At 68.6% G+C, this 19,752-nt stretch carries 15 protein-coding genes and 1 pseudogene; 13 read left to right on the forward strand and 3 right to left on the reverse strand.

Features of this window, described 5'->3' with window-relative positions; all coding sequences use genetic code 11:
* Window positions 1–18 precede the first annotated feature (18 nt).
* Both IEV99_RS01335 and IEV99_RS01340 read left to right on the forward strand, forming a co-directional pair.
* Window positions 19–618 carry a 2-hydroxychromene-2-carboxylate isomerase gene (locus tag IEV99_RS01335; RefSeq protein ID WP_188515939.1) on the forward strand — a complete coding sequence of 200 codons (600 nt, stop codon included), beginning with the start codon at window positions 19–21 and terminating at the stop codon, window positions 616–618.
* On the forward strand, window positions 615–1,397 hold the full coding sequence (locus IEV99_RS01340) for a HesA/MoeB/ThiF family protein (protein WP_188515940.1): 783 nt from the start codon (window positions 615–617) through the stop codon (window positions 1,395–1,397). The genes IEV99_RS01335 and IEV99_RS01340 overlap by 4 nt, the downstream gene beginning before the upstream one ends.
* On the opposite strand, the gene IEV99_RS01345 is transcribed toward IEV99_RS01340, so the two are convergent.
* Both IEV99_RS01345 and IEV99_RS01350 read right to left on the reverse strand, forming a co-directional pair.
* Window positions 1,372–2,148: a hypothetical protein gene (locus IEV99_RS01345; protein ID WP_188515941.1), complete on the reverse strand. Its 777-nt coding sequence runs from the start codon at window positions 2,146–2,148 to the stop codon at window positions 1,372–1,374. The two genes, IEV99_RS01340 and IEV99_RS01345, sit on opposite strands and share 26 nt — an antisense overlap.
* Before the next feature lie 103 nt (window positions 2,149–2,251).
* Window positions 2,252–3,415, reverse strand: a complete 1,164-nt coding sequence (locus IEV99_RS01350; protein WP_188515942.1) for a M20 aminoacylase family protein — start codon at window positions 3,413–3,415, stop codon at window positions 2,252–2,254.
* A gap of 201 nt (window positions 3,416–3,616) precedes the next feature.
* On the opposite strand from IEV99_RS01350, the gene argE reads away from it, so the two are divergent.
* The 6 genes from argE (at window position 3,617) to IEV99_RS01380 (ending at window position 10,732) form a co-directional block, all read left to right on the forward strand.
* Window positions 3,617–4,771: an acetylornithine deacetylase gene (gene argE / locus IEV99_RS01355; protein WP_188515943.1), complete on the forward strand. Its 1,155-nt coding sequence runs from the start codon at window positions 3,617–3,619 to the stop codon at window positions 4,769–4,771.
* 160 nt (window positions 4,772–4,931) lie between these two features.
* Window positions 4,932–6,530 (forward strand): ABC transporter substrate-binding protein, encoded by a 1,599-nt coding sequence (locus tag IEV99_RS01360; RefSeq protein WP_188515944.1) that lies wholly within the window; start codon window positions 4,932–4,934, stop codon window positions 6,528–6,530.
* A gap of 173 nt (window positions 6,531–6,703) precedes the next feature.
* Entirely contained in the window at window positions 6,704–7,681 is a 978-nt protein-coding gene (locus IEV99_RS01365) for an ABC transporter permease (protein WP_188515945.1), read from the forward strand.
* Window positions 7,682–7,692: 11 nt separating this feature from the next.
* On the forward strand, window positions 7,693–8,652 hold the full coding sequence (locus IEV99_RS01370) for an ABC transporter permease (RefSeq protein WP_244643446.1): 960 nt from the start codon (window positions 7,693–7,695) through the stop codon (window positions 8,650–8,652).
* A complete protein-coding gene (locus tag IEV99_RS01375) occupies window positions 8,649–9,719 on the forward strand; it encodes an ABC transporter ATP-binding protein (RefSeq protein WP_188515947.1) in 1,071 nt (356 codons plus the stop codon). The genes IEV99_RS01370 and IEV99_RS01375 overlap by 4 nt, the downstream gene beginning before the upstream one ends.
* The gene (locus IEV99_RS01380; RefSeq protein WP_188515948.1) at window positions 9,716–10,732 is read left to right on the forward strand and encodes an ABC transporter ATP-binding protein; all 1,017 of its coding nucleotides are present in this window, start codon (window positions 9,716–9,718) and stop codon (window positions 10,730–10,732) included. Before IEV99_RS01375 ends, IEV99_RS01380 begins: the two co-directional genes overlap by 4 nt.
* Before the next feature lie 19 nt (window positions 10,733–10,751).
* Here IEV99_RS01380 and IEV99_RS01385 read toward each other — a convergent pair whose 3' ends face one another.
* A complete protein-coding gene (locus IEV99_RS01385; RefSeq protein ID WP_188515949.1) occupies window positions 10,752–11,978 on the reverse strand; it encodes a peptide ABC transporter permease in 1,227 nt (408 codons plus the stop codon).
* 440 nt (window positions 11,979–12,418) lie between these two features.
* Between IEV99_RS01385 and fdnG the strand changes: the two are divergent.
* From fdnG to selA, 5 genes and pseudogenes are all read left to right on the forward strand, one after another.
* A pseudogene (gene fdnG / locus IEV99_RS01390) lies at window positions 12,419–15,499 on the forward strand (formate dehydrogenase-N subunit alpha).
* Between the two features lie 13 nt (window positions 15,500–15,512).
* The gene (gene fdxH, locus IEV99_RS01395) at window positions 15,513–16,400 is read left to right on the forward strand and encodes a formate dehydrogenase subunit beta (RefSeq protein WP_188515950.1); all 888 of its coding nucleotides are present in this window, start codon (window positions 15,513–15,515) and stop codon (window positions 16,398–16,400) included.
* A gap of 31 nt (window positions 16,401–16,431) precedes the next feature.
* Window positions 16,432–17,103 (forward strand): formate dehydrogenase subunit gamma, encoded by a 672-nt coding sequence (locus IEV99_RS01400; RefSeq protein WP_188515951.1) that lies wholly within the window; start codon window positions 16,432–16,434, stop codon window positions 17,101–17,103.
* A gap of 176 nt (window positions 17,104–17,279) precedes the next feature.
* A complete protein-coding gene (fdhE, locus tag IEV99_RS01405) occupies window positions 17,280–18,197 on the forward strand; it encodes a formate dehydrogenase accessory protein FdhE (protein ID WP_188515952.1) in 918 nt (305 codons plus the stop codon).
* Between the two features lie 89 nt (window positions 18,198–18,286).
* Complete coding sequence (gene selA, locus IEV99_RS01410; RefSeq protein WP_188515953.1) at window positions 18,287–19,702, forward strand: L-seryl-tRNA(Sec) selenium transferase; 1,416 nt, start codon at window positions 18,287–18,289, stop codon at window positions 19,700–19,702.
* Window positions 19,703–19,752 lie beyond the last annotated feature (50 nt).

Below are 19,752 nucleotides of genomic sequence, written 5' to 3' on the forward strand. Positions count from 1 at the left end.
CGCTGCTACCGTCCGCCCATGCAGAGCACCGTCGATTTCTGGTACGAATTCGCCTCCACCTACTCGTTTCTCGCGGCCGAACGCATCGAGGCGCTCGCCGCCGAGCGCGACGTCGCGGTGCGATGGCGCCCCTTCTTGCTGGGCGCGATCTTCAAGGCGCAGGGCCACGAGACCACGCCGTTCAACACCTATCCGGTGAAGGGCCGCTACATGTGGCGGGACATGGAGCGCTGGTGCGAGCGGCTCGGCTTGCCGCTGGTCCGCCCCGATCCGTTTCCGCAGAACAGCCTGGTGGCCGCGCGGGTGGCGCTGGCGCTCCCCGAGGACGCGCGCGCAGCCTTCAGCAAGGCCGTGTTCCGCGCCGAGTTCTGCGAAGGCCGCCCGATCTCCGATCCCGCCGTGATCGCCGACGCCGTGCGCCAGACAGGCTTCGAGCTCGAAACCGCCGTCACGGCCGCCCAGACCGACCTCGTCAAGCACGCGCTGCGCAAGGAAACCGAGGAGGCGCAGCGCCTCGGCCTGTTCGGCGCGCCCACGATCGTGACGGGCGACGGCGAGCTCTTCTGGGGCAACGACCGGCTCGAGGAAGCGCTCGATTGGGCCCGAGGCCGGCCGTGACCCTCGCGGGCGACGAGCTCGAGCGCTACGCCCGCCATCTCGTGTTGCGCGACGTGGGCGGGCCCGGGCAGGGCAAGCTGCGCGCCGCCCGCGTGCTGGTGGTCGGCGCCGGCGGCCTCGGCGCGCCCGTGATCCAGTATCTGGCGGCGGCTGGCGTCGGCGTGATCGGCGTGGTGGACGACGACGTGGTGTCGCTGTCCAACCTCCAGCGGCAGGTGATCCACGGCACGCCCGACATCGGCCGCCTCAAGGTCGAGAGCGCGGCCGACGCGGTGGCGAGACTGAACCCGCACGTGGCCGTGGCGCGTCATCCCGAGCGGCTGGACGTCCGCAACGTCGACGCGCTGGTGGGCGCCTACGACCTCGTGGTGGACGGCTCGGACAATTTCGACACCCGCTACGCGGTTTCGGACGCGTGTTTCCGGGTCGGCCGGACGCTCGTCACAGGGGCGCTCGGCACGTTCGACGCGTCGCTGACCACCATCCGCGCCCATGAGCGCGGGCCGGACGGCGACCCCAATCCCACCTACCGGTGCCTGTTCCCCGCCCCGCCGCCGCCGGGCGCCATCCCGGCCTGCGCGGAGGCCGGCGTGCTCGGCGCCCTCACGGGCGTCGTCGGGAGCATGATGGCGCTGGAGGTCATCCGCGAGATCGTCGGTTTCGGCGAGGGCCTCGTCGGCCGCCTGCTGATGATCGACGCGCGGAGCATGCGTTTCGAAACGCTGAGCTATGCGTGGGATTCCGAGAACCCGCTCAGTGGCCGCCCTGCCGCCCCATGAGCATCACGGGCGTGCGGATCGAGATGTCGACGAGGTCGTCCGTATCGGTCAGCGACGGCGGACCCTGCGGCCGCGGCATGGCCCAGTCCTCCTCGCGATAGTCGAGCGCTCCGCGCAGAGCGTGGGTCGTCCGCTTCACCAGCACCCGACCGGTCGCGCCCGCGGTCACCACTCCGGCGTTGCTCGTGCGCGCCGCGTTGCTGACGAAGAACCCGTCCAGGAACTGCGCGCCGCCGCTGGAAAACAGCCCCAGGCAGAGCGCGCCCTCGTGCGGGGCCGCCGCCGCGTCGTCGAGGCCGAGCGAGCGGAACGTCCAGTGCAACTCGGGCCGCTGCGCCGCTGGCGCGCGCCGGATCGCGCTGGCGAGGCTCTCGGCGCGCGTCCGCACGGCGGCGCCGTCGCGCGATCCCCCCGCAAGCACGACGATCCGAACCGTATCCCCGGTCTGGGTGATTTCGTGCACGGCCGGACGCCACTCATCCCCGGCCTCGCTGGCGTGCCAGCCCTCCCAGCGGCCCGAGAAGTCCGGCGTCGGCCAGAGCACTTGGCCGGCGCGGGTGCGCCAGAGGTTTCGCTGAAAGCCGACGATCAGCCCGCCTGCTGCGCCGAGCCCCGCCAGCAGAGCGAACGAGGCCCCGGCCAGAGGACCGGCCGACACCGCGCCCAACGCAGCCGTCGCCACGGCGAACACCGTGACGCCGATCAGGCTCGCGGCCCAGAGCACGCGCGGGTGCACCGCTTCGATCTGCAAACTCCGCTCCCCGGACGCCCTAACAAGCCGCCGGGGGAGCTAAGCCGCGTGTCGCCACGAGTCTACGCACCGGGAATTGCGTTCGGTTGCAGCGTGGACCCGCTCACGCCGGCATGGCGGTTTCCACAAGCCGCGCCCAGTAGCTCACGCCCACCGGAATTGCCTTGTCGTCGAAGTCGTAGCCCGGGTTGTGCAAGCCGGCCGTGTCGCCGTTGCCGCAGAAAATGAACGCGCCGGGGCGCGCCTGCAGCATGTAGGAAAAATCCTCCGCCCCCATGGTGGGCGCGACATTGACGTTGACGCCGTCGGGGCCGGCGATCTCGGCCGCGATCTTCGCCGCGAAGCCGGTCTGCTGCTCGTGGTTCACCGTGCACGGGTAGCCGCGCACGTAGTCCAGCGTCGCGGTCGCGCCGTGCAGCTTGGCGATGCCGGTCGCGATCTCGCCCATGCGCGCCTCGATGAGGTCCTGCACGGCGGGGTTCAGCGTCCGCACCGTGCCCTTCAGGGTCACGCTCTGCGGCAGCACGTTGAAGGTGTCGCCGGCACGCACATACGTCACCGACACCACGGCGGCTTCCAGCGGGTCAACGTTGCGCGACACGATGGACTGCAGCGCGATGATGATCTGGCTGGCGATCACCACCGTGTCGATGGATGCATGCGGATGCGCCGCATGCGCGCCGCGCCCGTCAATCTGCAGCGAGAACCGGTCTGCGGCCGCCATCAGCGGGCCCGGACGCAGCGCAAAGGCCCCGACTGGCAGACCCGGCATGTTGTGCATGCCGTAGACCTCGGTGACGCCGAAGCGGTCCATCAGGCCGTCGTCCAGCATCGCCTTGGCGCCGCCGCCGCCCTCTTCGGCGGGCTGGAAGATCACCACGGCGGTGCCGGCGAAATTGCGGGTCTCGGCCAGGTAGCGCGCGGCGCCGAGCAGCATGGAGGTGTGCCCGTCATGCCCGCAGGCGTGCATCTTGCCCGGCGTCTGCGACGCGTAGGGCTTGCCGGTCTCCTCGTGGATCGGCAGCGCGTCCATGTCGGCGCGCATGCCGATCACCTTGTCGCCCGGCAGCCGGCCCTTGATCACCCCGACCACGCCGGTGCGCCCGAGCCCGGTCACGACCTCGTCGCAGCCGAACGCCTTCAGCTTGTCGGCCACGATCCCGGCGGTGCGGTGGACGTCGTAGTCCAGCTCCGGATGGGTGTGGAAGTCTTGGCGCCAGACTGCGATCTCGTCGGCGAGCGCCGCGACGCGGTTGATGATGGGCATGATGAGGTCTCGGGTGAAACGGCCCGCACGGCGGGCCGGGGGAAGGGGAGGCGCAGGATGATCGGATGCCGCAGGCGCGGTCAACCTCGCTGAAACGTCGGTCGCGATTCCCAAAGGCGTCACCCGAAGCGTGGGGCGGCGACGATCGGCCTTGACTGCCCGGCCCCACCCGGAAAGGCTGCCGCCTGAACGGAGCTTCCCATGCTGATGACCCCTCGCGAGATGCTGGCGCGTCTCGTGGCCTTTCCCACCGTGTCGCGGGATTCAAACCTCGACTGCATCCATTTCATCCGCGACTACCTGGCAGCCCACGGCGTCGAGAGCCGGCTGGTTCCCAACGAGGCGGGCGACAAGGCCAACCTTTACGCCACGATCGGCCCGGCCGAAGCCGGCGGCGTGGTGCTGTCCGGCCACACCGACGTGGTGCCGGTGGATGGGCAGCACTGGAGCTCCGACCCGTTCACGCTGACCGAGCGAGACGGCAAGCTCTATGGCCGCGGAACCTGCGACATGAAGGGCTTCGACGCCCTGGCGCTCGCCCATGTGCCCGAGATGCTGGCCGCCGGCCTGCGCCGTCCCATCCACATCGCGCTGTCCTATGACGAGGAAGTCGGCTGCCAGGGCGCGATCTCGATGGTGGACGAGATGGCGGCCTCGATCCCGACGCCGTCGGCCGTGATCGTCGGCGAGCCGTCGCGCATGCGCATGGTCAACGGCCACAAGGGCTCGGTGTCGTTTTTCACCACCGTTCGGGGCCGCACGGTGCATTCCAGCCGCATCGACACGGGCGTCAGCGCCACCATGGTGGCGGCGCGCCTCGTCACCTGGCACGACGACGTCATGGAGGAGAACAAGCGGCGGGCCGACCCGGCCAACCCCTTCGAGCCTCCCTACACGACCCTGCATTGCGGCTTCATCCGCGGCGGCACCGCCGCCAACGTGGTGGCCGACCGCTGCGAGTTCGTCTCCGAGGTGCGCGCCATCCCGACCGACGACCCGTGGAGCTACAAGCAGCGCTTCGAGGCCTATGTGCGCGACGTGATCGAACCGCGCATGCGCGCGGTCGCGCCCGAGACGGGCGTCGACATCATCCACCGCGCCTCCGTGAACGGCCTCAAGCCCGAGATCGACGGCCAGGCCGAGCGGCTGGTGCGCCGCCTCACGGGCGACAACGCCACCGCGGTGGTGTCCTACGGCACGGAGGCGGGGCTGTTCCAGAAGGCCGGGTGGTCCACGGTGGTGTGCGGCCCGGGCGACATCGCGCAGGCCCACCAGGCCGATGAATTCCTGGAAATCAGCGAACTTGAAAAAGGCGCCGCCTTCATGCGCAGGCTGATCGCCGAATTGGCGTCATGAAGCCTCAAATTAGCGCCGAAACGGGCTGGACCGCGCGCAACAAGCCCGTCTAAGCTCCCGCATCCGCGCCAAAGGGGCGCGAGCAATAAACAATACCGGAGAAGACCCGCGGCGCCGAGGGGGGCGTGAGACGAGGTTGGCCCGGACGGAGGGTGAGTTGATGCTTCGCAAGGTTCTGTTCGCGGCGGCTGCCGCCGTAGCGCTCTCGGCCGCGTCGGTCGCGGTCGCGCCGGCCTCGGCCGCCACGCTGCGCTACGCCAACCAGGGCGATCTGAAGTCGCTGGATCCCTACACGCTCAACGAAACCACCACCAACGCCCACCTCGGCAACGTCTATGAGGGGCTGACCTCGCGCGGCAAGGACCTCGCCATCGGGCCGGGCCTGGCGGAGCGCTGGGAAACTCCCGAGCCGACCCGCTGGCGCTTCTACCTGCGCAAGGGCGTGAAATTCGCGAACGGCGAGGACTTCACCGCCGACGACGTGCTGTTCTCGGCCGACCGCGTCCGCGCCGCGGGCTCCAACTTCACCACCCGCGTTCCCAAGGACGCCAAGTTCGTGAAGGTCGACGACTACACGGTCGACGTGGTGCTCTCGTCCCCGAACCCGATCCTGAACTACCAGTGGGACACCTGGTACATCATGTCCAAGAAGTGGGCCGAGGCGAACAACGCCGTCGCGCCCACGCCTGCCAGCGCCACCTCGCCGAGCTACGCCTCGCTGAACGCCAACGGCACCGGGCCCTTCCGCATCGAGAGCCACCAGCCGGGCGTCAAGACGGTGTTCAAGCCGAACCCGAACTGGCGCGGCCCGACCGAGCACAATCTCACCGAGGTGATCTTCACGCCGATCAACTCGGACGCCACCCGCGTCGCCGCGTTGCTGTCGGGCGAAGTCGACATCATCGAGCCGGTTCCAATCCAGGACATCCAGCGCATCAACAGCGCCAACAACGTCCAGGTGCTCACCGGTCCGGAGTTGCGCACCATCTTCCTGGGCTTCGACCAGACCCGCGACGAACTGCTGGAGTCCAGCGTCAAGGGCAAGAACCCCTTCAAGGACGCCAAGGTGCGCGAGGCTTTCTACAAGGCGATCGACGTCGAGGCGATCAAGAGCCGCGTCATGCGCGGCCTCTCGACCCCCTCCGCGCTGATGATCGCGCCGGAGCTCTTCGCCCTTTCGAAGGACTTCACCCGGCCCAAGGCCGACCCGGAGGGCGCCAAGAAGCTGCTCGCCGAGGCCGGCTACCCGAACGGCTTCGAGGTCGGCATGGATTGCCCGACCGATCGCTACGTGAATGACGGGCCGATCTGCCAGGCGGCGGTCGGCATGCTCGCCCGCATCGGCGTCAAGGTGAATCTCAACGCCCAGCCCAAGGCGCAGTACTTCGCCAAGATCCTGAAGCCGAACGGCTACAAGACCTCCTTCTACCTGCTCGGCTGGACCCCCGGCACGCTCGACAGCCACAACGTCCTCTACGACATCATGGGCTGCCGCGACGACGCCAACGTGGCCCGTGGCGAAACCAACCTGGGCGGCTACTGCAACAAGAAGCTCGATGCGCTGACCGACCAGATCCTGGTCGAGACCGACACGGCCAAGCGCAACCAGCTGATCAAGCAGGCCTTCCAGATCGGCTTCGACGACTACAGCTACATCCCGCTCCATCAGCAGGCCCTGGCCTGGGGCGTGGCCAAGAACGTCAAGCTCGTGCAGCGCGCCGACAACCAGGTGCTGCTCTACTGGATCAAGAAGGACTGATCCCGCCGGGCCCGACGCGCCGACGCGCCGGGCCCGCCTCTCGCATTCACAGAGCGACGGGCCGGCGCTCCCTCGGCGGGGCATGTCCGCCCTGCGGCCGATAGCGCGTTGCGCCCGGCCCCGTCCCGGCGCCAAGTGCGCCCGTTTCGCCCGGCGTCGCCCGAAAGAGGCCCATGCTCGCGTTTATCTTGCGTCGCTTGTTTCAGTCCGCGCTGGTGCTGCTGTGTGTCGGCGTCATCGCGTTCGCGCTGTTTCGCCTCGTCGGCGACCCCGTGAACCAGATCGTCTCGATCGACACGCCCTTCGAGCAGCGCCAGCAGATCCGCAAGGATCTCGGCCTCGATGACCCGTCGATCGTGCAGTTCGGCCGCTACCTCGTGAAGGCCGCCCGCTTCGATTTCGGCATTTCCTACCAGTTTCGCCAGCCGGTCTCGACGCTGATCGGCGAGCGTATGCCCGCCACTCTCGAGCTCACCTTCATGGCGGCGCTGCTGTCGCTCGTGGTCGGCATCCCGATGGGGGTCTACACGGCGCTGCGGCGCGGCTCGTTCCTGTCGGGCGTGTTCATGAGCGTGTCGCTGATCGGCGTCTCGCTGCCCACCTTCCTGATCGCGATCCTGCTGCGCTGGATTTTCTCCGTGCATCTGGGCTGGCTGCCGTCCTTCGGGCGCGGTCAGGTCGTCAATCTCGGCTGGTGGAGCACGGGCCTGCTCACCGTAAGCGGCATCAAGGCTCTGATCCTGCCCGCCATCACGCTCGGCCTCTTCCAGATGACGCTGATCATGCGTCTCGTCCGGGCCGAGATGCTGGAGGTGCTGCGCACCGACTACATCAAGTTCGCACGCGCCCGCGGCCTGTCCGACCGCGCCATCCATTTCGGCCACGCGCTCAAGAACACGCTGGTGCCGGTGATCACCATCGCGGGCCTGCAGCTCGGCTCCATCATCGCGTTCGCGCTGATCACCGAATACGTGTTCCAGTGGCCCGGCATGGGCGCGCTGTTTCTCGGCGCCGTACAAAATGTCGACATCCCGGTCATGGCCGCGTACCTGCTGCTCGTGTCCTTCATCTTCGTGGTCGTGAACCTCGTGGTCGACATCCTCTACGCGGTGGTCGATCCGCGGCTGCGCGCCAACATGCAGGCGGCCTGATGGCGGACATCATGACCACTCCCCCGGCGCCCGAGCCTGCAGCCGCCAAGCCCAGCCCGCCCGGCCGCTACGCGCGCTTCCGCGACTCCGACCTCCTGGCGAGCTTCCTGTCGTCCAAGCTCACCATGGTGTCGGCCTTTATCAGCGTGGCGATGATCCTGGGCGCGCTGCTCGCAACCTGGATCGCCCCCACCAACCCGTTCGACCCCGCCAGCGTCGACCTGATGAACTCGCTCTATCCTCCCCGATGGGTCGAGGGCGGCGACACCCGATTCCTGCTCGGCACCGACAATCAGGGCCGCGACCTCTGGTCGGCGATCCTTTACGGGATGCGTGTGTCGCTGATCATCGGCATCGTCGGCGTCATCATCGCGGCGACGCTTGGCATCGGCCTCGGCCTCCTGGCCGGCTACCTGGGCGGGCGCGTCGACGCGTTGATCATGCGCGTCGCCGATATCCAGCTCACCTTCCCGGCCATCCTGATCGCGTTGGTGATCGACGGGGTCGTGCGCTCGGTGTTTCAGGGGCTCGGCCGCGAGCAGACCGCCTTCAGCGTGCTGGTGATCTCCATCGGCCTGTCCTTCTGGGTGCAGTACGCCCGCACGATCCGGGGCTCGACCATGGTCGAGAAAAACAAGGACTACGTGCACGCCGCTCGCCTCATGGGCGTGCCCGCCTGGCTGATCATGATCCGCCACGTGCTGCCCAACGTCATCGGCCCCGTGCTGGTGATCCTCACCATCAACCTTGCGCTCGCCATCATCACGGAGGCGACGCTGTCCTTCCTCGGCGTCGGCCTGCCGCCGACCCAGCCCTCGCTCGGCACGCTGATCCGCATCGGCAATGACTTCCTGTTCTCCGGCGAGTGGTGGATCGTCGCCTTCCCGGGCCTCACGCTGGCGATCTTCGTGCTGGCCGTGAACCTGCTGGGCGACTGGCTGCGCGACGCCTTGAACCCGAAATTGCGATGACAGAGCCCGTTCTTTCCGTTCGCGACCTCTGCGTCGAGTTCGTCACCCGTCGCGGCGTGCTGCGCGCTCTGGACCGCGTGTCCTTCGATATCGGCAAGGGCGAGGTGCTGGGCGTCGTCGGCGAATCCGGCGCCGGCAAGTCCGTCACCGGCTCGGCCGTGATTGGGCTCATCGAGCCGCCCGGCCGCATCGCCTCCGGCGAGGTGCTGCTCAAGGGCGAGCGCATCGACAACCTGTCGCCGGAGCGGCTGCGCCACATCCGCGGCAAGCGCATCGGCATGGTCTTCCAGGACCCGCTGACGAGCCTCAACCCGCTCTACCGCGTCGGCGAGCAACTGGTGCAGACCATCCGCACCCACCTGCCGCTCAACGCCGCGCAGGCCCGCGAGCGCGCCATCGAGCTCCTGGCCGAGGTCGGCATCCCGGCGCCGGAGCGGCGCATCGACGGCTACCCGCACGAGTTCTCGGGCGGCATGCGCCAGCGCGTCGTGCTGGCGCTGGCTCTCTGCGCCGAGCCCGAGCTCGTGATCGCGGATGAGCCCACCACCGCGCTGGACGTCTCCGTGCAGGCGCAAATCATCACGCTCCTGAAGCGCATCTGCCGCGAACGCGGCACGGCCGTGATGCTGATCACGCACGACATGGGGGTGATCGCCGAGACAGCCGACCGGGTCGCCGTGATGTATGCCGGGCGCGTGGCCGAGATCGGCCCCGTGCGCGACGTCGTCAGCCGCCCCTTCCACCCCTATGCGGCCGGCCTGATGGGCTCCATCCCGACGCTGGAGACCGCGAGCGAGCGCCTGGTGCAGATCCCGGGCTCGATGCCGCGGCTGAACGCGATCCCGGTCGGCTGCGCCTTCAACCCGCGATGCCCGCATACCTACGCGCGTTGCGTGGTGGAGCGGCCGGAGCTGCTGGGGCGCGGCGAACGCGCCTCTGGATCCCACGATGGCGCCGGGGCGGGCCACGCCGTCGCGTGCCACTTGTATGACGAACCGGGCGTGGACGCGGAGGCGCTGGTGCAGCGAGACAAGGTCGCGGCCGCCGCGACCGGGAGCGCCGCATGAGCGACGCAGCATTCGTCCAGATTCGCGACCTGCGCAGGGTCTTCGACGTTTCCAAGCCCTGGCTGGAGCGCACCCTTGCGCGGGAGGGCCACCAGCTTCTCAAGGCCGTGGACGGCGTTACGGTCTCGATCCGGCGCGGCGAAACCTTCGCGCTGGTAGGAGAATCCGGTTCCGGCAAGTCCACGGTCGCCCGCATGGTGGTGGGCCTGCTGCCGCCCAGCGCCGGCGAGGTGGTGATCGACGGCGTCTCGATGACGGCCGCCAAGGACGCCGCGGCCCGCAAGAAGCTGCGCCGCCGCATCCAGATGATCTTCCAGGATCCCTACGCCAGCCTGGACCCGCGCTGGCGCGTGGGGCGCATCATCGCCGAGCCCATCCGGGCCTTCGGTCTCGCCAAGGAGCAGGGCGTGGAGGCGCGCGTCGGCGAGCTCCTGCGGCTGGTCGGCCTCGATCCGGCTGACGCCGCCAAGTTCCCGCACGAGTTCTCGGGCGGCCAGCGCCAGCGGATCGCCATCGCGCGCGCGCTCGCGGCCGAGGCGGACTTCATCGTCTGCGACGAACCCACCTCGGCGCTGGACGTGTCCGTGCAGGCGCAGATCCTCAACCTCATGAAGGACCTGCAGGAGCGGCTGGGGCTCACCTACCTGTTCATCAGCCACAATCTCGCGGTGGTGCGCCACATGGCGGCGACCATCGGGGTGATGTATCTCGGCCGCGTGGTCGAGGTCGCGCCCGCGCGGCAGCTTTTCTCGCACCCGCGCCACCCCTATACGCGCATGCTGCTGGACGCCGTGCCGGATCTCGCGATGTCGGGCCGGCCGCGCACGCCCGTGCAGGGCGAGATCCCGAACCCGATCTCGCCGCCCTCCGGCTGCACCTTCAACCCCCGCTGCGCGCTCGCCAACGATCGTTGCCGCCGCGAGGTCCCGCCGCTGAAGGACGGCACGGCCTGCCACGCCGTGCACGAGGGCAGGGCGGACTCGCAGGACATGCCCGAGATCGCGGCCGGCTGAGCCGCCGCGCCTTGGCGCCTCACCGCCGGGTCTGGAGGATCTGCGTCTTCGGCCGGCTGGTGCGGTACTGCCCGCGGTCCACCGCGATGATCGCCACCGCGCCGAGCACCAGCGACATCAGCCACCACGCCTGCGCGGCGCCCTGGCCCAGCGCCGCGAGCGTGAACGCCACCGTTAGGGTCATCAGCGCGCCGGGCGAGACGCTGGGCGAGAGGCGCTTGGTCGCCACCACGGCCCTCGCCAGCAGCAGCGCGAGAGCGGCGGCGCCGAGGAAGCCGAGCTCGAACCAGATCTCGAACAGGATGCCGCTCGGCGCGTTGTTGGGCACCAGCCCGGCGAGCTTGGCCCGCAACGCCGTGTCGAGCCCATGGCCGGTGACGAGCCGCAGCGGCTCGTTCAGGACGATGTTGCACCAGGCCCGCATGGCGTCCGCCCGGGCCGAGTCGACCCCGAACAGCATCTTGGCCAGCGGCCTGAGCGCGAACGGAACCAGCGGCGCGACGAGGACGAGCCCCGGCAGCAGCATCAGCGTCATCCGCCGCCCGATGCGCTGGTTCACGGTCGCGCCCGCGAACACGCAGGCGCCCAGCACGAGCGCCGCGAGGGCGGAGAGGTTTTCGCCCAGGATCAGCGCCGCCGTGACGGCCGCCACAAGGGTGAAGCCCGAGACGAGGCGATCCTTCGACAGCAGCCACGTCACGGCCGCCGGCGTGGCGAGCACGATCACCAAAAGGCCGCGCTCGATCAGCGCCCGGTCGGTTTCGGGGTCCGGGCTGCGGCCCGACAGCGCCCGCCAGGCGATCGCAAGGCCGACCAGCGCGGCCGCGCCGACGCCGATCGGCATCAGGTAGAGGTTGGACACGCGCATGCGCTCGGGCAGCGCCGCCACCGCGACCACGCCGGAGAGCCCCACCAGCGTGAGGTTCATGATGCGCTCGGCCGCAGGCCCCGGGAACGGCGTCCACAACAGCGACAGGGCCGCCCAGAAACACAGGAACGCCGCGATGCCGGCCGTCACGCTCACGAGGGCCTTGCCGGCCCGCGCCCAGGGCTGGCGGCCCTCGCTCTCGATCGCGCTCGCCAGCACCATCAACGCGATGCCGATCGGCGCCGCCACCACAAGGCCGCGGCGCGTGCTCACGGCCAGCACCGGGGCGGCCAGCACCAGGATTGCGAAGCCGAATCGACGCAGGAGCCCCGCCGCGTCGACGGCCGGGTTCACGGAGGTGCGGGCGATGCGGGCCATGGGCGGTGCGAGGGGCTGGGGGGAACGCTGCTGATCCGCGAGCTTAGCGGTTGCATCCGCCTGCGGCTGTGGGCCGTAAGCCACACCCGGGCAGGTTCTTCGCGGCCTGGTCGGGCCAGGTTTGGGCCGGCGCCAGCTTTATCTGCAGGCCGGATCAAGCCACGCCGTGTTCCACGCAAAGCAAATCGGTTCCCCGTTGATCCGGTAGGCTGGTCGAAAGCTTACCCGGCTGAGCAGGATGCTTTTTGTGACATCGTCAATCCAAGATGTTGCGTCTGAGCGCAATTTTATTCAAGACGGACGCCAATTTCACTTATGCAACCATGTGGATATTTGCTGCAACGCACAATGCAGACACTTTGACATTTATCGCGCTTGAGATTTAATGCTCGCATCCCGAAAAGGGCCCTGCCGCAAGGCGGGTGAGGAGGAGAAGCGACATGCTCGGCGAAGTCTCTCGCCGTCAGTTCATGAAAGGAGCAGGCGCGAGCGTTGCCGGTTCAGCCATGGGGGCGTTGGGCTTCATGGGCGTCGAGGAGGCCGTGGCCTCGTCGATTCGTCCGTTCAAGCTCACCAACACGACTGAAACCCGCAACACTTGCCCGTACTGCTCGGTGGGCTGCGGCATCATCATGTATTCCGAAGCGTCCAAGCAGGACGGCAAGCGGAAGATCATGCATATCGAGGGTGACGTCGATCACCCGACCAACCGCGGCACGCTCTGCCCCAAGGGCGCGGCGCTGCTCGACTTCGTGAAGGCCGAAACGCGCACGAAGTTCCCGATGCACCGGGCGCCCGGCGCGAAGGAGTTCAAGCAGGTTTCCTGGGAGTTCGCGCTCGATCGCATCGCGCAGCTCATGAAGGAAGACCGCGACCGCAACTTCGTCGCCAAGAACAAGGACGGGGTCACGGTCAACCGCTGGACCTCCGTCGGCTTCCTGGCCGCTTCCGCAACCACGAACGAAACGGCGTTCATGACCTACAAGGTCGTGCGCAGCGCCGGCATGTTGGTCTTCGACAACCAGGCTCGCGTTTGACACGGCCCGACGGTGGCAAGTCTTGCCCCGACATTTGGCCGCGGAGCGATGACCAACTCGTGGACTGACATCAAGAACACCGATCTCGTCCTGATCATGGGCGGGAACGCCGCCGAGGCTCACCCCTGCGGCTTCAAATGGGTCACGGAGGCGAAAGCCAACCGGGGCGCCAAGCTCATCGTCGTGGACCCGCGCTTCACGCGCTCGGCCTCCGTCGCCGACTTCTACGCGCCGATCCGCCAGGGCACCGACATCGCGTTCCTGCTGGGCGTGATCAATTACTGCCTGCAGAACGGCAAGGTGCAGAAGGAATACGTCGCCAACTACACGAACGCGTCGCTCGTCGTGAAGGAAGGCTACGGCTACAAGGACGGCCTGTTCTCCGGCTACGACGAGAGCAAGCGCGACTACGACCGCTCCAGCTGGGATTACGAGCTCGGTCCCGACGGCTTCGCCGTCACGGACACGACGCTCCAGCATCCGCGCTGCGTGTACAACCTGATGAAGGAGCACGTCGCGCAGTAAACGCCCGAGTTCGTGGAGCGCATCTGCGGCACCCCGAAGGACAAGTTCCTGACGATCGCCAAGATGATCTCCGAGACGTCTTCGCCCGACAAGGTGATGACGTCCATGTACGCGCTCGGCTGGACGCAGCACTCCAAGGGCTCGCAGAACATCCGCTGCATGGCGATGCTGCAGCTGCTGCTGGGCAACATGGGCCTGGCCGGCGGCGGCATGAACGCCCTGCGCGGCCATTCCAACATCCAGGGACTGACCGACATCGGCCTGATGTCGAACCTGATCCCCGGCTACCTGACGCTGCCCTCCGAAAAGGAGACCAGCTTCGGCAACTACATGCAGACCCGCCTGTTCAAGCCCCTGAGGCCGGACCAGACGAGCTTCTGGCAGAACTACAAGAAGTTCTTCGTCAGCTTCCAGAAGTCCATGTTCGGGGCGGCCGCCACGGCCGAGAACGACTGGGCCTATGACTGGCTGCCGAAGCTCGACGTCACCTACGACGTGCTCAGGGCCTTCGACCTGATGCACCAGGGCAAGATGACCGGCTATTTCTGCCAGGGCTTCAACCCGCTGCTGTCCTTCCCGGATCGCGGCAAGGTGACGGCCGCCCTGAGCAAGCTGAAGTGGCTCGTCACCATGGATCCCCTGGAGACGGAAACGTCCCGCTTCTGGGAGAACCACGGCAAGTACAACGAGGTCGACACGGCCTCCATCCAGACCGAGGTGTTCCAGCTTCCCTCGACCTGCTTCGCCGAGGACGAGGGCTCGCTCACCAACTCCTCGCGCTGGCTGCAGTGGCACTGGCCGGGCGCCGACGCGCCGGGCGAGGCCAAGTCGGACGTCTGGATCATGGCGCAGCTGCACAAGCGGCTGAAGGACGCCTATCGGAAGGACGGCGGCGCCTTCCCGGACCCGATCCTCAACCTGGTCTGGAACTACAAGGACCCGAACGACCCGCAGCCCGACGAGATCGCGCGCGAGGTCAACGGCTATGTGCTGGCCGACGTGCCGGACCCGACGGACAGCACGAAGCTGATCCTCCAGAAGGGCAAGCAGGTGCCCGCCTTCGCGGCTCTCCGCGACGACGGCTCCACGGCCTGCGGCTGCTGGATCTATTCGGGCTCGTTCACCGAGGCCGGCAACATGATGGCGCGCCGGGACAACAAGGACCCGGGCGACATGGGGGCCTATCTCAACTGGGCCTTCGCGTGGCCGGCCAATCGCCGCGTGCTCTACAACCGCGCGTCGGCGAACCTGGAGGGGCAGCCCTGGGATCCGAGCCGCAAGCTCATCGCCTGGGACGGCGCCAAGTGGGCCGGCAACGACATTCCGGACATCGCCCCCACGGCGAAGCCCGGCACGGTCATGCCGTTCATCATGAACCAGGAGGGCGTGGGCAAGCTCTGGGTGCGCGCCGGCATGCGCGATGGGCCGTTCCCGGTCCATTACGAGCCGTTCGAGAGCCCGATTAGCAACCCGATCAACCCGAAGATCAAGGGCAACCCGGTCGCGCGCGTGTTCAAGGGCGATCTCGACCGCATGGCCGAAAACGGCTCGAAGGAGTTCCCGTACGCGGCCACCAGCTATCGCCTGACCGAGCACTTCCATTACTGGACGAAGCACGTGCAGGTGAACGCGGTGCTGCAGCCGGAGTTCTTCGTCGAGATCTCCGAGCAGCTCGCGGCCGAAAAGGGCATCAAGCCCGGCGGCTGGGTGAAGGTGTCGTCCAAGCGCGGCCAGGTCGAGGCCAAGGCGGTCGTCACCAAGCGCATCAAGCCGATGATCTGCGACGGCAAGACCGTCCATATCGTCGGCATCCCGATCCACTGGGGATTCCTGGGCGCGGCAAGGAAAGGCATGGGGCCCAACAGCCTCACGCCCTTCGTGGGCGACGCGAACATCGAGACGCCGGAGTTCAAGGCGTTTCTGGTGAACGTCGAGTCCATCCCCGGTCCAGTGGCTTAAGGGAGGCGCGCCAATGGCGACCATGGAACTCGTCCGTCGCTCGGCCTCCTCCTCCCCGGCTTTCCAGCCGGGGGCCCAGGAGATCGCCAAGCTCATCGACGTCTCGAAGTGCATCGGCTGCAAGGCCTGTCAGGCGGCCTGCCTGGAGTGGAACGACCTGCGCGAGGAGGTCGGCTTCAACGACGGCACGCTGAACAACCCGCACGACCTGACGCCGGCTTCGTTCACCGTGATGCGGTTCACCGAATGGGAGAACGCCGCCACCGGCAATCTCGAATTCCTGATCCGCAAGGACGGCTGCATGCACTGCTCCGACCCGGGCTGCCTCAAGGCGTGCCCGGCCCCCGGCGCGATCGTGCAGTACTCCAACGGCATCGTGGATTTCGACCACGACAAGTGCATCGGCTGCGGCTACTGCGTGAAGGGCTGCCCCTTCAACATTCCCCGCATCTCCAAGGCCGATCACAAGGCCTACAAATGCACGCTCTGCTCCGACCGCGTCGCGGTGGGCCAGGGACCGGCCTGCGCCAAGGCCTGCCCCACCAAGGCGATCTCCTTCGGAACCAAGCAGGAGATGAAGGACCTCGCCGACAAGCGCATCAAGGACCTCAAGGGCCGCGGCTACGCCAATGCGGGCCTTTACGATCCTCCGGGCGTGAGCGGCACGCACGTCATGTACGTGCTGCACCACAACGACCGGCCCTCGCTCTATGCGGGCCTGCCGGACGCGCCGAAGATCTCCGCCGTGGTGGAGCTCTGGAAGGGCGTCGCCAAATATGCCGGCCTCGCGTTCATCGGCCTCGCGGCCGTGGGCGCCGCGGTCCACCACATCGTGGCGGGCCCGAACAAGGTCAGCAGCGAGGATGAGGAAAACGCCGTGCGCCTGAAGGAGAAAGCCTGATGGCGCACGCGAAACCGGAAGGAGGCGCGTGATGGCGTCCCTGTCTTCCACGCATGACAAACCGGTGCTGGTCGACCGCTATGCGGCCGGCGCCCGCATCAACCACTGGGTGACGGCGATCAGCTTCATCCTGCTGGCGCTCTCCGGCTTGGCGTTCTTTACGCCGAGCCTCTACTTCCTGACCGGCCTGTTTGGCGGCGGGCAACTGGCGCGCACGCTCCACCCGTGGATCGGCGTGGTGCTGTTCGTCAGCTTCTCGGGCCTGTTCGTGCGGTTCTGGAAGGCGAACCTCTGGAACCGCGACGACAGCGCCTGGATGTCCAAGCTGCCGGACGTGGTCGCCGGCCACGAGGAGAAGCTGCCCGAGATCGGCAAGTACAACGCCGGCCAGAAGCTCGTCTTCTGGGGCATGGCGCTGCTGATCCTGGTGCTCTTCGCCACCGGCCTGGTGATCTGGCAGCAGTATTTCGGCGCGGCCAGCTCCATCGACCAGCAGCGCGTGGCGCTGCTGCTGCACGCCGCCGCCGCGGTGGGGACGATCCTGATCTGGATCGTCCACGTCTATGCGGCGATCTGGGTGCGCGGCACCATCCAGGCGATGACGCGCGGCAACGTCACGGGCGGGTGGGGCTGGCGCCACCACCGCAAGTGGCTGCGCGAGGAAGTGCAGAAGGGCGAAGTGAAGACGCAGCCGGCCGAATAGCCGGCGGCGCCGCAGCATCATCCCCGGCGGCCCTGCGTGGGCCGGGAGGAGCGGGCTCTCCCGCCTTCTCCCGCGGCCTCGGCCGCGCCGGGGATGACGCGCGCGTGGCGACGTGAAAACGTCCCGACCTGAATGAACCAGAAGGGCGCAGACCAGCGCCGCGAGACACCCCGCACATGGCCCAACCCGGATCCCCCACCTTCGAGCCGATCGGCATCGGCGACGAGACGCGCCCGCCCGTGGCGGTCCTGCCGACGCCCGGAACGCTGTTTCGCGACCGCGCCGAGCGTTTTCGCAAGCTGGCGGACGGACACCAGATGAAGCCTTACCTTCTGTTCCTGGCCGGGATCGCGCAGGCGCAGCACGCCGCCCAGGACGGGCTGGGGTCCGCCCCGGCGCTGCCCGAGGACGAGATCCGCCGCGCCGCCGAGTTCGGCATGCCGCCGCTGGCGCGCGACCGCTTCGATTGCGACGACGCCACGATCGAGACGCTGGAACGGTTTTTCGACCTTGCGGCCGCCATCGACATGCCCGACAGCGCCCGCATGGCGTTGGAGCGCCTGAGCGGAGCCGATATCGACAACTGGCGCGAGAGCGTCTTCGCGACCCTCGCGGACGCGCCGCTGGCGGATCGGCTCGGCGACCACGTGTTCGTGGCGGCCGGCCTGCAGGTCCAGTTCGCCCGCATGGCCGCGACCCTGGATCAGAACCGGCTGGTTCCGGTCGCGGACGGCGCCTGCCCGGCCTGCGGCGGCCCGCCGGTGACGAGCTCGGTGGTGGGCTGGCCCAGCGCCCACGGCGCGCGCTTCTGCGCCTGCTCGCTCTGCGCAACGCGCTGGCACGTCGTGCGGGTGAAATGCGTGCTGTGCTCCTCCACCAAGGGCGTCTCCTACGAGGAGATCGAGGGCGTCTCCGACAGCATCAAGGCCGAGACCTGCACGGAGTGCCGCGGCTACCTCAAAATCCTCTACGAGGTGAAAGATCCGGCGCTCGACCCGGTGGCGGACGACGTCGCCAGCCTCGGTCTCGACATGCTGGTGCGCGAGGCCGGCTGGCGCCGGGGCGGCGTCAACCCATTCCTGCTCGGTTTTTGAGGCGCGGCGATCCACGTGCGCCTTGAACCGGACCGGGCGAGGGGTCACCTGATGCCACGACCAGGTCTCCCGGAGGGAGCGGCCCACCCATGAACAAGCCGATCCGATCGCCCCTGCCGTCCGTCGACGAAGTGCTCCGCCACGAGGTCGCGCTGGCGGCCGCCGCCCGTTTCGGCCGCACCGCCACGGCCGCGCGCGTGCGTCAGCATCTCGACGCCGCCCGGGCCGCCTTCGCGGACGGCCCTGTGGCGCCCGTGGACGCCGCCGCGTTCGCGTGGGCGGCGACCCGCACGCTGGAGGAGGCGGACCGCCCCTCGCTGCGGCCGGTGCACAACCTCACCGGGACGGTGCTGCACACCAATCTGGGCCGCGCCGTTTTGCCGGAAGCCGCCGTCGAAGCGGTGATCAGCGCCATGCGGGGCGCCGCCAACCTGGAATACGACCTCGCGACCGGCGGGCGCGGCGAGCGCGACGACCATGTCCGGGGCCTCATCCGCGAACTCACGGGCGCGGAGGACGTGGCGCTCGTCAACAACAACGCCGCCGCCGTGATGCTTGTGCTGGCGGCGCTCTCCAAGGGCAAGGACACGCTGGTGTCGCGCGGCGAGCTGATCGAGATCGGCGGCTCCTTCCGCATGCCCGCCATCATGGCGAGCGCCGGCGCGAAGCTCGTGGAGGTCGGAACCACCAACCGCACCCATCTGGCCGACTACGCCGACGCCATCGGGCCGCGCACCGGGCTGCTGATGCGCGTCCACACCTCCAACTACATCGTGCAGGGCTTCACCAAGGCCGTTCCCGAGCGCGAGCTGGCGGCGCTGGCCCGCGCCCGCGGCGTTCCCTTCGTGGACGATCTCGGCTCCGGCACGCTCGTGGACCTGTCCCGGTGGGGCCTTCGGCGCGAACGCACCGTGCAGGACGCCCTGCGTGACGGCGCCGACCTCGTGACCTTCTCGGGCGACAAGCTGCTGGGAGGCCCGCAGGCCGGCTTCATCGCCGGACGCCGCGATCTCGTGGCGCGCTGCGCCAAGCACCCGGCCAAGCGCGCGATGCGGCTCGACAAGCTGCGCCTGGCCGCCCTTGAGGCGACGCTGCGGCTGTACCGCGATCCCGACCGCCTGGCCGATAAGCTGCCCACGCTGCGTTTCTTCACCCGAACCCGCGACGACCTGCGCCGGGCCGCCGGCCGGCTCGCGCCCGCCCTGCACACCGCGCTGGAGCGGTTCGCCCCCGGTGCGTGGCGCGTCGAGGCGGTCGATTGCGCCAGCCAGATCGGCTCCGGCGCGCTGCCGCTCGACACACTGCCGAGCGCCGGCCTCGCCTGCGCACCCTTGGCCAAGCGCCCCGGCAAGGCGCTGGATGCTCTCGCGGCGGCGCTGCGGGCTTTGCCGATCCCGGTGATCGGCCGCATCAGCGAGGACCGCCTGCTGCTCGACTTGCGCTGCCTGGAGGACGAGGAGACCTTCGTCGCCGGCCTGCAGGCGCTCGGCGGGGAGCCGCGCTGATGTTCGCGAAGCTGAAAAGTCTGCTCGCCGGCAAGGGGCCGGCGCCGACC

Origin of the sequence: Alsobacter metallidurans (assembly GCF_014636935.1) — a bacterium.
Taxonomy (GTDB): Bacteria; Pseudomonadota; Alphaproteobacteria; order Rhizobiales; family Beijerinckiaceae; genus Alsobacter; species Alsobacter metallidurans.